This window comes from Streptomyces sp. 130 (assembly GCF_007096885.1).
Lineage (GTDB): Bacteria > Actinomycetota > Actinomycetes > Streptomycetales > Streptomycetaceae > Streptomyces.
In genome coordinates this window covers 41,629-56,278 of the sequence record NZ_VJNO01000036.1, presented here as the reverse complement: position 1 = coordinate 56,278, position 14,650 = coordinate 41,629, and the positions used below count along the sequence as shown (strand labels likewise).

Genomic DNA, 14,650 nt, shown 5'->3' with positions numbered 1-14,650 from the left:
AAACACTGGAACAGTTGACCGATCGGCAGGGAGGGGCGACCGTGCGCGTGCTCGGCGTGGACCCGGGACTGACCCGGTGCGGGGTCGGCGTGGTCGAGGGCGTGGCGGGCCGTCCGCTCACCATGCTCGGCGTGGGCGTCGTGCGCACCCCGGCCGACGCGGAGCTCGGCCACCGCCTGGTGGCCGTCGAGCGCGGCATCGAGCAATGGCTGGACGAGCACCGCCCCGACTGCGTCGCCGTGGAGCGGGTCTTCGCCCAGCACAACGTGCGTACGGTGATGGGCACCGCCCAGGCCAGCGCGGTCGCCATGCTCTGCGCCGCCCGGCGCGGCCTCCCCGTCGCCCTGCACACACCCAGCGAGGTCAAGGCCGCCATCTCCGGCAGCGGACGCGCCGACAAGGCACAGGTGGGAGCCATGGTGACCCGGCTCCTGCGGCTGGACGCCCCGCCCCGGCCGGCCGACGCCGCAGACGCCCTGGCGCTCGCCATCTGCCACATCTGGCGCGCCCCCGCCCTCAACCGCCTCCAGCAGGCGCAGGCGGCGGCCGTCGCCCGCACCCCGCGCGTCCCGCGCACCGCAGCCGTATCCGTCCGGAAGGTCCCCCGATGATCGCCTTCGTCTCCGGCCCCGTCGCCGCGCTCGCCCCGACCACGGCCGTCATCGAGGTCGGTGGCATCGGCATGGCCGTCCAGTGCGCGCCGGGCACGCTGGCCGCCCTGCGCGTCGGCCAGGAGGCCAGGCTCGCCACCTCGCTCGTCGTCCGCGAGGACTCGCTCACCCTGTACGGCTTCGCCGACGACGACGAGCGGCAGGTGTTCGAACTGCTCCAGACCGCCAGCGGCGTCGGCCCCCGGCTCGCCCAGGCCATGCTGGCCACGCACACCCCGGACGCCCTGCGGCTCGCCGTGGCCACCGGTGACGAGAAGGCGCTCACCGCGGTCTCCGGCATCGGCAAGAAGGGCGCCCAGAAGCTCCTGCTGGAACTGAAGGACCGGCTCGGCGAACCGGTCGGCGCCCGCGCCCCCGGCCAGGGCACCGGCCCCGCCGTCCCCGCCTCCTGGCGCGACCAGCTCCAGGCCGCCCTGATCGGCCTCGGCTACGCCGCCCGCGAGGCCGACGAGGCGGTCGCCGCCGTCGCGCCCCAGGCCGAGGAAGCCCTCGCCGCCGGGGGCCGGGCGCCCGTGCCGCAGCTGCTGCGCGCCGCCCTGCAGACCCTCAACCGGGCGCGCTGAGCGGCGCGGGCCACCAACGGGGCGCGCTGAGCGGCGCGGGCCACCCTTCACCCCCCGGCCGGGCAGCTGCGGCGGGGCACCGAGACATCCGAGGCGGGACAGGACGAGATGAACTGGGACGACACCGAGGCCGGCATGGACGGCCGGCTCGACGAGCGGCTGGTCGACGCCGGCGCGGACGGCGACGACACCGCGGTCGAGGCCGCGCTGCGCCCCAAGGACCTGGACGAGTTCGTCGGCCAGGAGAAGGTCCGCGAACAGCTCGACCTGGTCCTCAAGGCCGCCCGCGCCCGCGGCGCCACCGCCGACCACGTCCTGCTCTCCGGCGCGCCCGGCCTCGGCAAGACCACCCTCTCCATGATCATCGCGGCCGAGATGAACGCCCCGATCCGGATCACCTCCGGCCCCGCCATCCAGCACGCCGGCGACCTCGCGGCGATCCTCTCCTCGCTCCAGGAGGGCGAGGTGCTGTTCCTGGACGAGATCCACCGCATGTCCCGGCCCGCCGAGGAGATGCTGTACATGGCCATGGAGGACTTCCGCGTCGACGTCATCGTCGGCAAGGGTCCCGGCGCCACCGCGATCCCGCTGGAGCTGCCCCCCTTCACGCTGGTCGGCGCCACCACCCGGGCCGGGCTGCTGCCGCCCCCGCTGCGCGACCGCTTCGGCTTCACCGGGCACATGGAGTTCTACGCCCCCGCCGAGCTGGAACGGGTGATCCACCGCTCCGCCCGCCTGCTCGACGTCGAGCTGGACGCCGAGGGCGCCGCCGAGATCGCCGGACGCTCCCGGGGGACGCCCCGCATCGCCAACCGGCTGCTGCGCCGCGTGCGGGACTACGCCCAGGTCAAGGCCGACGGCCGGATCGACCGCGAGATCGCCTCGGCGGCCCTCGGGGTGTACGAGGTCGACGCCCGGGGCCTGGACCGGCTGGACCGGGCGGTGCTCGGGGCGCTGCTCAAGCTCTTCGGGGGCGGCCCGGTGGGCCTGTCCACGCTCGCGGTCGCCGTGGGGGAGGAGCGCGAGACCGTCGAGGAGGTCGCCGAGCCCTTCCTCGTACGGGAAGGGCTGCTGGCCAGGACGCCGCGCGGACGGGTCGCCACCCCGGCCGCCTGGGCCCACCTGGGGCTGGTTCCTCCGCAGCACGGCGTAACGGGACAACAGGGCCTGTTCGGGGCGTGATGCGTCACAGGTTGACCGGAAGCGGAACCACGGTGCCATGCTGGGCGTTGTTCCATCGATGCGGACTCGCTTAGACTCCGCCGATGCCGCCCGTAACGGGTCGGTGTACCCACCCCCGTAGACCAGGCCGTTCTCCAGTGCGGTCGTGCGAAGGAAATTCGTCCCGTGAATCCCGTGACTCTCCTCCCCTTCATCGTGCTCATCGGGGCCATGTTCCTGATGACGCGGTCCGCCAAGAAGAAGCAGGCGGCGGCTGTGGCCATGCGCAACGAGATGCAGCCCGGCACCGGCGTCCGCACGATCGGGGGCATGTACGCCACCGTCAAGGAGCTTCACGACGACACGGTCCTCCTCGAGGTCGCCCCCGGCGTCCACGCCGTGTACGCGAAGAACGCGATCGGTGCCGTCCTGGACGACGCGGAGTACAACCGCATCGTCCACGGCGACGACCCGGAGCTCGACGTCGACGGCGCGGTCGTGCCCGACGACGCCTCCTCGCTGACCGAGGCCGACGATGCCAAGACCGACCTGGTCAAGAAGACCGACTCGGACGACGAGGCCGAGGCCGCGGACGACAAGAAGTCCGGCGGCAAGGCCGACGGTGAGGCCGACGCGAAGTAGCACATCCACGACCCGGGGATGCCGTGAGCCCACAGGCGTCCGGCACCCCGGTGCGTGCGTGCCTTCGCGGGGGGCGGGTCCCCACTAAACTTCGTGGCCGCTCGGACGCATACCCGGCGCGGGGCGGTTGGACAGGGAGAAACGACAAGGTGGCAGCACCGAAGAAGGGCCGAGGCGCGGCCGGTGGTCAGGGGAAGCCAGGGCGCTCCCTGGCGCTGATCCTGATCGCCATGGTCGCCCTCACGGGCGGGATGTTCCTGGCCGACCAGCCGACGCCGCGACTCGGCATCGACCTGGCGGGCGGCACCTCCATCACGCTGGAGGCCAAGGCCGAGCCGGGCCAGGAACAGGCGATCAACAAGACCAACATGGACACCGCGGTCGACATCATGAACCGTCGTGTCAACGGTCTCGGGGTCAGCGAGGCCGAGGTCCAGACCCAGGGCGATCGCAACATCATCGTCAACATCCCCAAGGGCACGAACTCCGCCGAGGCCAGGGCCCAGGTCGGCACCACGGCCAAGCTGTACTTCCGGCCGGTGCTCACCGTCGCCCAGGGCACGCCCACCCCGGAGCCCAGCGCCTCGCCCTCCGGCAAGGCCAGCGCCTCGCCCTCGCCGAAGGCGTCCGCCTCCGAGAAGGCGACCGACGGCGACAAGGCCGCCAGCCCCTCGTCGACGCCGTCCGCGTCCGCCACCACCCAGGGCCGTGCGGTCACCGGCGCCCTGAAGGCCGACGCCTCCCCGTCGCCGAAGGCCAGCACCACGCCGAAGGCCAGTGAGTCCGCGTCCGCCGAGGACCAGGCCGCCGCCGCGAAGCTCCAGAAGCAGTTCGAGGCACTGGACTGCTCCAGCAAGGCGTCCCGTTCCAAGGCCGCCCAGGGCACCAAGGCCGGCGACACGGTCGTCGCCTGCAGCCAGGAGGGCGACGCCAAGTACGTCCTCGGTCCGGCCGAGGTCTCCGGCACCGAGGTCGACAGCGCCAAGGCCGCCTTCGACCAGCAGCGCGGCATGTGGATCGTCCAGATGGAGTTCTCCGACAAGGGCTCCAAGCAGTTCCAGACGATCACCAAGAAGCTCTCCGCGCAGCAGTCCCCGCAGAACCAGTTCGCCATCGCGCTGGACGGCGAGGTCGTCTCCGCCCCCCAGGTCAACGAGCAGCTGAGCGGCAGCGCCGAGATCTCCGGCAGCTTCAACCAGGACTCCGCCGAGGCGCTGGCCAACCAGCTCTCCTACGGTGCGCTCCCGCTCTCCTTCAAGGAGCAGAGCGTCACCACCGTCACCGCCGCGCTCGGCGGCGAGCAGCTGCGGGCCGGTCTCATCGCCGGCGCCATCGGTCTCGCCCTCGTGGTCGTCTACCTGGTGGCCTACTACCGCGGTCTGGCGTTCATCGCCCTGCTCAGCCTCCTGGTCTCCGGCATCCTCAGCTACACGATCATGTCGCTGCTCGGCCCGGCCATCGGCTTCGCGCTGAACCTGCCCGCCGTCTGCGGTGCCATCGTGGCCATCGGCATCACCGCCGACTCCTTCATCGTGTACTTCGAACGCGTTCGGGACGAGATCCGCGAGGGCCGTACGCTGCGCCCCGCCGTGGAACGCGGCTGGCCGCGCGCCCGGCGCACCATCCTGGTCTCCGACTTCGTGTCGTTCCTCGCCGCCGCCGTCCTCTTCGTGGTGACCGTCGGCAAGGTCCAGGGCTTCGCGTTCACGCTGGGTCTCACCACCCTGCTCGACGTCGTCGTGGTGTTCTTCTTCACCAAGCCGCTCATGACGATCATGGCCCGCAAGAAGTTCTTCGCCAGCGGCCACCCGTGGTCCGGTCTGGACCCCAAGCGCCTCGGTGCCAAGCCGCCGCTGCGCCGCTCCCGCCGTGTCAACGCCCCCACCGAACCGAAGGAGGCGTGAGATGTCGCGACTCGGGAATCTCGGCGCCCGTCTCTACCGAGGCGAGGTCGGCTACGACTTCATCGGCAAGCGCAAGATCTGGTACGGCGTCTCCGTCCTGATCACCATCACGGCCATCCTCGGCCTGGTGGTCAGCGGCCTGAACATGGGCATCGAGTTCAAGGGCGGTGCCGTCTTCACCACCCCGAAGACGAGCGTGTCCGTCTCCGAGGCCGAGGACCTGGCGACGGACGCCTCCGGCCACCAGGCCATCGTCCAGAAGCTCGGCAACGGCGGTCTGCGCATCCAGATCACCGAGGTCGACACCAAGAAGTCCGACGAGATCCAGGACAAGCTCGCCCAGGACCTCGACGTCCCGCGCGAGAAGATCGCGGCCGACCTCGTCGGTCCCAGCTGGGGCGAGCAGATCGCCAACAAGGCGTGGACCGGCCTCGGCGTCTTCATGATCCTGGTCGTCATCTACCTGGCCATCGCCTTCGAGTGGCGGATGGCGGTGGCGGCCCTCGTCGCGCTGATCCACGACATCACCATCACGGTCGGGGTCTACGCCCTGGTCGGCTTCGAGGTCACCCCGGGCACCGTGATCGGTCTGCTCACCATCCTCGGCTACTCCCTCTACGACACGGTCGTCGTCTTCGACAGCCTCAAGGAGGGCACGAAGGGGATCACCAAGCAGACCCGGTGGACGTACAGCGACGTCGCCAACCGCTCCATCAACAGCACGCTGGTCCGCTCGATCAACACCACCGTCGTCGCCCTGCTGCCGGTCGCCGGTCTGCTGTTCATCGGCGGCGGCGTCCTCGGCGCCGGCATGCTGAACGACATCTCGCTCGCCCTCTTCGTCGGCCTCGCGGCCGGCGCCTACTCCTCGATCTTCATCGCCACCCCGCTGGTCGCCGACCTCAAGGAAGGCGAGCCGCAGATGAAGGCCCTGAAGAAGCGGGTCCTCGCCAAGCGCGCGGCCGCCGCCGCCAAGGGCGAGACCGAGGAGGACGACCGGGGCGCGGGCGACCAGGAGGACGCCGCCCCCGCCGGTGCGGTCGTCGGACAGCGCCAGCAGTCGAGGGGCCACGGCCGCACCCCGGGGAAGCAGTGATGACCAGCACCACCGAAAGCACCAGGGAGCTCCTGCTCAGCCGCATCCGTGACGTCGCGGACTACCCGAAGCCGGGCGTGATGTTCAAGGACATCACCCCGCTGCTCGCGGACCCGGTCGCCTTCACGGCCCTCACCGACGCCCTCGCGGAACTGTGCCTGCGGCACGGGGCCACGAAGATCGTCGGCCTGGAGGCCCGCGGCTTCATCCTGGCCGCCCCCGTCGCGGTCCGGGCCGGCCTCGGCTTCGTACCGGTCCGCAAGGCCGGGAAGCTGCCGGGGGCCACCCTCAGCCAGGCGTACGAGCTGGAGTACGGCACCGCCGAGATCGAGATCCACGCGGAGGACCTGTCCGCCGACGACCGGATCATGGTCATCGACGACGTGCTCGCCACCGGAGGCACCGCCGACGCCTCCCTGGAGCTCATCCGCCGGGCCGGCGCCCAGGTCGCCGGGGTCGCCGTCCTCATGGAGCTCGGCTTCCTGGACGGCCGGGCCCGGCTGGCCGACAGCCTGCGCGGGGCCCCGCTGGAGGCCCTGATCACGGTCTGAGGTCCGCCGCACCACCCCCGACGGGCACCCGGGAACAACCGGGTGCCCGTCGGCGTTGTGCGGGCTCTCACGGTCCCCGGGGGAGGACCGGCCGCCGGGTCGTTACGATGGCCCTTCCGGGTGTGTCCGGATCCGCACGAGGAGCGCTCTTGCCAGACGAGGCCCAGCCAGTCGCCGCCCCGCAGCCCGACAAGCCCGCGGCGGCCTCCGCCACGCCCGCGAAGCAGCAGCCCGCGGAGAAGCCGAAGCCTCCGGCGCCCCAGCCCGGCACCGGCCCGGCGCCCGCCGAGGCCAACGGCCCCGCGCCCGCTTCCCCCGCCCAGCCGGCCGCGCCCGCCCCCACCGCGCCCAAGCCCCCCGCGAAGCCCGCCGCCGGGTCCACCGCGCCCACCGGCCCGGCCTCCCGCTCCGGCGGCTCCTCCAACCGCGTCCGGGCCCGCCTCGCCCGCCTCGGCGTCCAGCGCTCCAGCCCGTACAACCCGGTCCTCGAACCGCTGCTGCGGATCGTCCGCGGCAACGACGCCAAGACCGAGACCGCCACGCTGCGCCAGATCGAGCGGGCCTACCAGGTCGCCGAACGCTGGCACCGCGGCCAGAAGCGCAAGAGCGGCGACCCGTACATCACGCACCCGCTCGCCGTCACCACGATCCTCGCCGAGCTGGGTATGGATCCGGCCACCCTGATGGCCGGGCTGCTGCACGACACCGTCGAGGACACCGAGTACGGCCTGGACACCCTGCGCCGCGACTTCGGCGACCAGGTCGCCCTGCTCGTCGACGGCGTCACCAAGCTGGACAAGGTCAAATTCGGCGAGGCCGCGCAGGCCGAGACCGTACGCAAGATGGTCGTCGCCATGGCCAAGGACCCGCGCGTCCTGGTCATCAAGCTCGCCGACCGGCTGCACAACATGCGCACCATGCGGTACCTCAAGCGGGAGAAGCAGGAGAAGAAGGCCCGCGAGACGCTGGAGATCTACGCCCCGCTCGCCCACCGCCTGGGCATGAACACCATCAAATGGGAGCTGGAGGACCTCGCCTTCGCGATCCTCTACCCCAAGATGTACGACGAGATCGTGCGGCTGGTGGCCGAGCGCGCGCCCAAGCGCGACGAATACCTGGCCGTCGTCACCGACGAGGTCCAGGCCGACCTGCGCGCCGCCCGCATCAAGGCCACCGTCACCGGGCGGCCCAAGCACTACTACAGCGTCTACCAGAAGATGATCGTGCGGGGCCGCGACTTCGCCGAGATCTACGACCTGGTGGGCATCCGCGTCCTCGTGGACACCGTCCGCGACTGCTACGCGGCGCTCGGCACCGTGCACGCGCGATGGAATCCGGTCCCCGGCCGGTTCAAGGACTACATCGCGATGCCCAAGTTCAACATGTACCAGTCACTGCACACCACGGTGATCGGCCCCAGCGGCAAGCCCGTCGAGCTCCAGATCCGCACGTTCGACATGCACCGCCGCGCCGAGTACGGCATCGCCGCCCACTGGAAGTACAAGCAGGAGGCCGTCGCGGGCGCCTCCAAGGTGCGCACCGACGTCCCCAAGAACAGCGGGCGCGGCCAGGACACCGTCAACGACATGGCGTGGCTGCGCCAGCTCCTGGACTGGCAGAAGGAGACCGAGGACCCCAGCGAGTTCCTGGAATCGCTGCGCTTCGACCTCTCGCGCAACGAGGTCTTCGTCTTCACGCCCAAGGGCGACGTCATAGCGCTGCCGGCCGGGGCCACCCCGGTCGACTTCGCGTACGCCGTCCACACCGAGGTCGGCCACCGCACGATAGGAGCACGGGTCAACGGCCGGCTCGTGCCGCTGGAGTCCACGCTCGACAACGGCGACCTGGTGGAGGTCTTCACCTCCAAGGCGGCCGGCGCCGGGCCCTCCCGAGACTGGCTCGGCTTCGTCAAGTCGCCCCGGGCCCGCAACAAGATCCGCGCCTGGTTCTCCAAGGAGCGCCGCGACGAGGCGATCGAACAGGGCAAGGACGCCATCGCGCGGGCCATGCGCAAGCAGAACCTGCCGATCCAGCGCATCCTGACCGGCGACTCGCTGGTCACCCTGGCGCACGAGATGCGCTACCCCGACATCTCGTCCCTGTACGCCGCGATCGGCGAGGGCCATGTCGCCGCCGCCGGCGTCGTGCAGAAGCTGGTCCAGGCCCTCGGCGGCGAGGACGCGGCCAACGAGGACCTGGAGGAGAGCACCCCGCCCTCCCGCAGCCGCGCCAAGCGCCGCTCCAACGCCGACCCCGGGGTCGTCGTCAAGGGCGTCGAGGACGTGTGGGTCAAACTCGCCCGCTGCTGCACGCCCGTGCCCGGCGACCCGATCATCGGCTTCGTCACCCGGGGCAGCGGCGTCTCCGTGCACCGCGCGGACTGCGTGAACGTCGACTCGCTCTCCCAGCAGCCGGAACGCATCCTGGACGTCGAGTGGGCGCCCACCCAGTCCTCGGTCTTCCTGGTCGCCATCCAGGTCGAGGCCCTGGACCGCTCCCGGCTCCTCTCGGACGTCACCCGGGTCCTCTCGGACCAGCACGTCAACATCCTGTCCGCCGCCGTGCAGACCTCCCGCGACCGGGTCGCCACCTCGCGCTTCACCTTCGAGATGGGCGACCCGAAGCACCTCGGCCACGTCCTGAAGGCCGTACGGGGCGTGGAGGGCGTCTACGACGTCTACCGGGTGACCTCGGCCCGCCGGCCGTAGTCAGGCGCACGAAGAGGGGCCCTTCCGCGCGAGCGCGGAAGGGCCCCTCTCACGAAGCACGGGCGCCGGATCAGCCGCCGAACTCCTCCAGGCCCTTGAGCGCCTGGTCGAGCAGGGCCTGCCGGCCCTCCAGCTCACGGGCCAGCTTGTCCGCGCGGGCGTTGTTGCCCGAGGCGCGGGCGGCGTCGATCTGGCCGCGCAGCTTGTCCACGGCCGCCTGGAGCTGACCGGTCAGACCCGCGGCGCGGGCCCGCGCCTCCGGGTTCGTCCGGCGCCACTCGGCCTCCTCGGCCTCCTGGAGCACCCGCTCCACCGCCTGCATCCGCCCCTCGACCTTCGGACGGGCGTCACGCGGCACGTGGCCGATGGCCTCCCAGCGCTCGTTGATGGACCGGAACGCGGCCCGGGCCGCCTTCAGGTCCGTCACCGGCACCAGCTTCTCGGCCTCGTCGGCGAGCTCCTCCTTCAGCTTGAGGTTCTCGCCCTGCTCCGCGTCGCGCTCCGCGAAGACCTCGCCACGGGCGGCGAAGAAGACGTCCTGGGCACCGCGGAAACGGTTCCACAGCTCGTCCTCGGCCTCGCGCTGGGCGCGGCCCGCCGCCTTCCACTGGGTCATCAGGTCGCGGTAGCGGGCGGCCGTCGCCCCCCAGTCCGTGGACCCCGAGAGCGCCTCGGCCTCGGTGACCAGCTTCTCCTTGACCTTGCGGGCCTCCTCGCGCTGGGCGTCCAGCGAGGCGAAGTGGGCCTTGCGGCGCTTGGAGAACGCCGAGCGGGCGTGCGAGAAGCGGTGCCACAGCTCGTCGTCGGACTTGCGGTCGAGCCTGGGCAGGCCCTTCCACGTGTCCACGAGGGCGCGCAGCCGCTCGCCCGCGGAGCGCCACTGCTCGCTCCGGGCCAGCTCCTCGGCCTCGGCGACCAGAGCCTCCTTGGCCTGCTTCGCCTCGTCGGCCTGCTTCGCCTTCTGGGCCTTGCGCTCCTCGCGCCGCGACTCGACCGTCGCGACGAGCGCGTCCAGCCGCTTGCGCAGCGCGTCCAGGTCGCCGACCGCGTGGTGCTCGTCGACCTGGGTGCGCAGGTGCTCGATGGCGGTCGTCGCGTCCTTCGCGGACAGATCGGTGGTCTTCACCCGCCGTTCGAGGAGGCCGATCTCGACCACAATGCCCTCGTACTTGCGCTCGAAGTAGGCCAGGGCCTCCGCAGGCGAACCGGCCTGCCACGATCCGACGACCTGCTCGCCGTCGGCTGTACGCACGTACACGGTGCCTGTCTCATCGACACGGCCCCACGGGTCGCTGCTCACAGCGCCTCCTCCACCTGATGCCCGTGAGGGGGTCGCCCCCCTGGCATCGTCCACAGTTTCCTGGGGCGGGCACCGCCCGCCCTGCACGACGCCAATCTAGGCGACGGGCCGCCCGGCTGTCCGCACTCCGCACGGCCGGATTTATTCGCCGCCGGGCGGGCCCGCCCCCGGGATCACACCTTGTCGACGGTCAGCTTCGAGATGTTCACGGCCTTCTTGGGCGCCCCGTCGGGGCCGCCGCCGTCCACCCCGGCCTTGCCGACGGCCGCCACGGTCTTCAGCGACTTCGCGTCCATCGTGCCGAACGGCGTGTACGTGGGCGGCAGCTTGCTGTCCTTGTAGACCAGGAAGAACTGGCTGCCGCCGGTGTGCGCCTGGCCGGTGTTGGCCATCGCCACCGTGCCCGCCGGGTACGTCACCGAGCCGTCCGCGCCCGCCTTGCCGAGAGCGGTCAGGTTCTCGTCGGGGATGGTGTAGCCCGGGCCGCCCGTGCCGTCGCCCTTGGGGTCGCCGCACTGCAGGACGTAGATGTTCTCCGTGGTCAGCCGGTGGCACTTGGTGCCGTCGAAGAACTTCTTGTCGGCCAGCGACTTGAAGGAGTTCGTCGTGTGCGGCGTCTTCGACGCGTCCATGGTGAACGAGATGTCGCCCTGGCTCGTCTCGAGCGACATCGTGTACTCGGCCTTCTTGTCGATCTTCATGGCCGGCTCGGGCTTCGCCTCCTCCGTGGGCGAGGGCGACGCCTCGGCCGACGGGCTCTGGCTCGCCGCCGCGTCCGTCTTGTCCTTGTCGTCGTCCCCGCTGGTGGCGAGATACGTCGCGCCGCCGATGACCGCCACCACGGCGACGGCCGAGGTGATGGCGAGCGTCAGCCGCCTCGTCCGGCGCCGGGCCTCCTCCCGGCGCCGCTGCTGCCGCTCGTACTTCTCCCGGGCGAGCTGCCGCCGCCGCTGATCGCTGGTGACCACCGGGTGTTCTCCTTGTACGTCGTGTGTTCGGGCCTGGGTCGCCCCGTACCGTATCTGGGTTAGCTGTGGAATGAGGAGCGCCGGTAGGCTCTGAACTGCTGTGACCTCGCGGTCGCGCTTCCGCGCAGGACTACCGATTAAGGACGATCGTGCTGATTGCCGGGTTTCCCGCCGGGGCCTGGGGGACCAACTGTTACCTGGTCGCCCCCGCCGCGGGTGAGGAGTGCGTGATCATCGACCCGGGCCACCAGGCCGCCGCCGGAGTCGAGGAGACGCTGAGGAAGCACCGGCTCAAGCCCGTCGCCGTCGTCCTCACGCACGGCCACATCGACCACGTCGCCTCGGTCGTCCCGGTGTGCGGCGCGCACGACGTCCCCGCCTGGATCCACCCCGAGGACCGCTACATGATGAGCGACCCGGAGAAGGCGCTCGGCCGCTCCATCGGGATGCCCCTCATGGGCGAGCTGACGGTGGGGGAGCCGGACGACGTCCAGGAGCTGACCGACGGTGCCCGCCTGCGCCTGGCCGGCATGGAGTTCGGCGTCTCGCACGCGCCCGGCCATACCAAGGGGTCGGTGACGTTCAGGATGCCCGAGACCCCGGAGGTCCCCCCGGTCCTCTTCTCCGGTGACCTGCTCTTCGCCGGCTCCGTCGGACGCACCGACCTGCCCGGCGGCGACCACGCCGAGCTCCTCGAGTCGCTGGCCCGTGTGTGCCTGCCGCTCGACGACTCGACCGTGGTGCTGTCCGGCCACGGCCCCCAGACGACCATCGGCCGCGAGCGCGCCACCAACCCGTTTCTGACCGGGATGACCGGTGCGGACGCGCCCCGACGAGGAATGTGACGAGAGCGACATCGTGAGCACCTTCAAGGCCCCCAAGGGCACCTACGACCTGACCCCGCCGGACTCCGCGAAGTACCTGGCGGTGCGCGAGGCGATCGCCGCCCCGCTGAAGAACTCCGGCTACGGCTACATCGAGACCCCCGGCTTCGAGGACGTGGCCCTCTTCTCGCGCGGCGTCGGCGAGTCCACCGACATCGTGACCAAGGAGATGTACACCCTCACCACCAAGGGCGGCTCCCAGCTCGCCCTGCGCCCCGAGGGCACCGCATCGGTGCTGCGCGCGGCCCTGGAGGCCAACCTCCACAAGCTGGGCAACCTGCCGGTCAAGCTCTGGTACTCGGGCTCGTACTACCGCTACGAGCGTCCGCAGAAGGGCCGCTACCGGCACTTCTCGCAGGTCGGGGCCGAGGCCATCGGGGCCGAGGACCCGGCGCTCGACGCCGAGCTGATCATCCTCGCCGACCAGGCCTACCGCGCGCTGGGCCTGCGCGAGTTCCGGATCCTGCTGAACTCGCTGGGCGACAAGGAGTGCCGTCCCGTCTACCGGGACGCGCTCCAGGGCTTCCTGCGCGAGCTGGACCTGGACGAGGAGACCCGCCGGCGCATCGAGATCAACCCGCTGCGGGTCCTGGACGACAAGCGCCCCGAGGTCCAGAAGCAGCTGACCGGCGCCCCGGTGCTGCGCGACTTCCTCTGCGACGCGTGCAAGGCGTACCACGAGCAGGTCCGCGACCTGCTCAACGAGGCCGGTGTGATCTACGAGGACGACGAGAAGCTGGTCCGCGGCCTCGACTACTACACCCGCACCACCTTCGAGTTCGTCCACGACGGTCTCGGCTCGCAGTCCGCGGTGGGCGGCGGCGGGCGCTACGACGGGCTCTCCGAGATGATCGGCGGCCCCGCCCTCCCGTCGGTCGGCTGGGCGCTCGGTGTGGACCGCACGGTCCTCGCCCTGGAGGCCGAGGGCATCGAGCTGGACCTGCCCGCCGCCACCAGCGTCTTCGCGGTCCCGCTCGGCGAGGAGGCGCGCCGGGTCCTCTTCGGTGTCGTCACCCGGCTCCGCCGGGAGGGCGTGGCCGCGGACTTCGCCTACGGCGGGCGGGGGCTGAAGGGCGCCATGAAGAGCGCCAACCGCTCGGGCGCCCGGTTCACGATCGTGGCCGGCGAGCGCGACCTGGCCGAGGGCCACGTCCAGCTCAAGGACATGGAGTCCGGCGAGCAGACGCCGGTCCCCGTCTACGACGTGGTCGAGGCGGTCCGCGCGCGCCTGGCGTGAGACGTGCGGAAGGGGTGACTCTCCTTCCCCGGGCGTCAACGCGGTGGCCGCGGATTCATCCCGCACGGTGATTCCGTCCGTGCGGGATGTGACGCCCGGGGGAGGAGCGGGCCGGGTGCGACGGCCCTCGTCGCGGCTGCGGGGCCCGGGCTCCGCTCCCGCACCGGCCCGCCGCGGTGCGTACGTCTTTATGTGCATCGAACGGAAGGGCGACCGAGTCGTGCGGCACAATGACCCTGCCCCAGCAGGCTACTCAGTGACGGAAACGGCGATATGACGACTGCAGCGGTTGACCATCCCTCCTCCGACCAGGACGAGAGGGGCGGGAAGCGGACCATCGGCGGCAGCCGCGCGCTGGCCATCCTGCTCATCATCACGGGCGCCGCCGGGACGCTCGCCGCATGGGTCATCACGCACGACAAGCTCAAGATGATGGAGGACCCCTCCTTCGTCCCCGGCTGCAGCCTCAACCCCGTGGTCGCCTGCGGCAACATCATGAAGAGCGAGCAGGCGTCCGCCTTCGGCTTCCCGAACCCGTGGCTCGGCATGGTCACCTACCCGGTGATCATCGGAATCGGTCTGGCGCTGCTGGCCGGAGCCCGCTTCCGCCCCTGGTACTGGCTCGGCATGAACGCGGGCACGCTGTTCGGCGTCGGCTTCTGCACCTGGCTCCAGTACCAGTCGCTGTACAACATCAACTCGCTGTGCCTGTGGTGCTGCCTGGCCTGGGTCGCCACCATCTTCATGTTCTGCTACGTCACCACGCACAACATCCGGCACGGGATCATCCCCGCGCCCTCCTGGCTGCGCAACGGCCTCACCGAATTCCACTGGGTGCCTCCGGTGCTGTGGATCGGCATCATCGGCATGCTGGTCCTGACCCGCTGGTGGGACTTCTGGACCAGCTGACCCGGCCCGCCCCCGCAGTGCCGGGGCGGACCACCGGCCCGGCCGCGTTGTCAGTG

The 14,650-nt window shown here is 71.3% G+C and carries 13 protein-coding genes; 11 read left to right on the top strand and 2 right to left on the bottom strand.

The window, feature by feature from the left end; translation table 11 throughout:
• Positions 1-41: 41 nt before the first annotated feature.
• The 8 genes from ruvC (at position 42) to FKN01_RS25490 (ending at position 9,296) form a co-directional block, all read left to right on the top strand.
• Positions 42-611, top strand: a complete 570-nt coding sequence (gene ruvC, locus FKN01_RS25525; RefSeq protein WP_143624569.1) for a crossover junction endodeoxyribonuclease RuvC — start codon at positions 42-44, stop codon at positions 609-611.
• Positions 608-1,234 (top strand): Holliday junction branch migration protein RuvA, encoded by a 627-nt coding sequence (gene ruvA / locus FKN01_RS25520; RefSeq protein WP_143624532.1) that lies wholly within the window; start codon positions 608-610, stop codon positions 1,232-1,234. Before ruvC ends, ruvA begins: the two co-directional genes overlap by 4 nt.
• A 108-nt stretch (positions 1,235-1,342) precedes the next feature.
• Entirely contained in the window at positions 1,343-2,416 is a 1,074-nt protein-coding gene (gene ruvB / locus FKN01_RS25515) for a Holliday junction branch migration DNA helicase RuvB (protein WP_143624530.1), read from the top strand.
• 165 nt (positions 2,417-2,581) lie between these two features.
• The gene (yajC, locus tag FKN01_RS25510) at positions 2,582-3,037 is read left to right on the top strand and encodes a preprotein translocase subunit YajC (protein WP_143624528.1); all 456 of its coding nucleotides are present in this window, start codon (positions 2,582-2,584) and stop codon (positions 3,035-3,037) included.
• Positions 3,038-3,186: 149 nt separating this feature from the next.
• On the top strand, positions 3,187-4,941 hold the full coding sequence (gene secD, locus FKN01_RS25505; protein ID WP_143624526.1) for a protein translocase subunit SecD: 1,755 nt from the start codon (positions 3,187-3,189) through the stop codon (positions 4,939-4,941).
• A gap of 1 nt (position 4,942) precedes the next feature.
• Positions 4,943-6,037: a protein translocase subunit SecF gene (gene secF, locus FKN01_RS25500; RefSeq protein WP_143624524.1), complete on the top strand. Its 1,095-nt coding sequence runs from the start codon at positions 4,943-4,945 to the stop codon at positions 6,035-6,037.
• Positions 6,037-6,588: an adenine phosphoribosyltransferase gene (locus tag FKN01_RS25495; protein ID WP_143624522.1), complete on the top strand. Its 552-nt coding sequence runs from the start codon at positions 6,037-6,039 to the stop codon at positions 6,586-6,588. Before secF ends, FKN01_RS25495 begins: the two co-directional genes overlap by 1 nt.
• Positions 6,589-6,737: 149 nt before the next feature.
• The gene (locus FKN01_RS25490; protein ID WP_143624520.1) at positions 6,738-9,296 is read left to right on the top strand and encodes a bifunctional (p)ppGpp synthetase/guanosine-3',5'-bis(diphosphate) 3'-pyrophosphohydrolase; all 2,559 of its coding nucleotides are present in this window, start codon (positions 6,738-6,740) and stop codon (positions 9,294-9,296) included.
• A 70-nt stretch (positions 9,297-9,366) separates the two neighbouring features.
• On the opposite strand, the gene FKN01_RS25485 is transcribed toward FKN01_RS25490, so the two are convergent.
• Positions 9,367-10,596: a DUF349 domain-containing protein gene (locus tag FKN01_RS25485; protein WP_143624518.1), complete on the bottom strand. Its 1,230-nt coding sequence runs from the start codon at positions 10,594-10,596 to the stop codon at positions 9,367-9,369.
• 173 nt (positions 10,597-10,769) lie between these two features.
• Positions 10,770-11,564 carry a peptidylprolyl isomerase gene (locus FKN01_RS25480; RefSeq protein ID WP_143624516.1) on the bottom strand — a complete coding sequence of 265 codons (795 nt, stop codon included), beginning with the start codon at positions 11,562-11,564 and terminating at the stop codon, positions 10,770-10,772.
• A 149-nt stretch (positions 11,565-11,713) separates the two neighbouring features.
• On the opposite strand from FKN01_RS25480, the gene FKN01_RS25475 reads away from it, so the two are divergent.
• The 3 genes from FKN01_RS25475 (at position 11,714) to FKN01_RS25465 (ending at position 14,594) form a co-directional block, all read left to right on the top strand.
• Positions 11,714-12,409, top strand: coding sequence for an MBL fold metallo-hydrolase (locus FKN01_RS25475; RefSeq protein WP_143624514.1), 696 nt, complete (start codon positions 11,714-11,716; stop codon positions 12,407-12,409).
• Between the two features lie 13 nt (positions 12,410-12,422).
• Complete coding sequence (hisS, locus tag FKN01_RS25470; RefSeq protein WP_143624512.1) at positions 12,423-13,685, top strand: histidine--tRNA ligase; 1,263 nt, start codon at positions 12,423-12,425, stop codon at positions 13,683-13,685.
• Positions 13,686-13,958: 273 nt separating this feature from the next.
• Positions 13,959-14,594 carry a vitamin K epoxide reductase family protein gene (locus FKN01_RS25465; protein WP_143624510.1) on the top strand — a complete coding sequence of 212 codons (636 nt, stop codon included), beginning with the start codon at positions 13,959-13,961 and terminating at the stop codon, positions 14,592-14,594.
• The last annotated feature ends 56 nt before the right edge of the window (positions 14,595-14,650 follow it).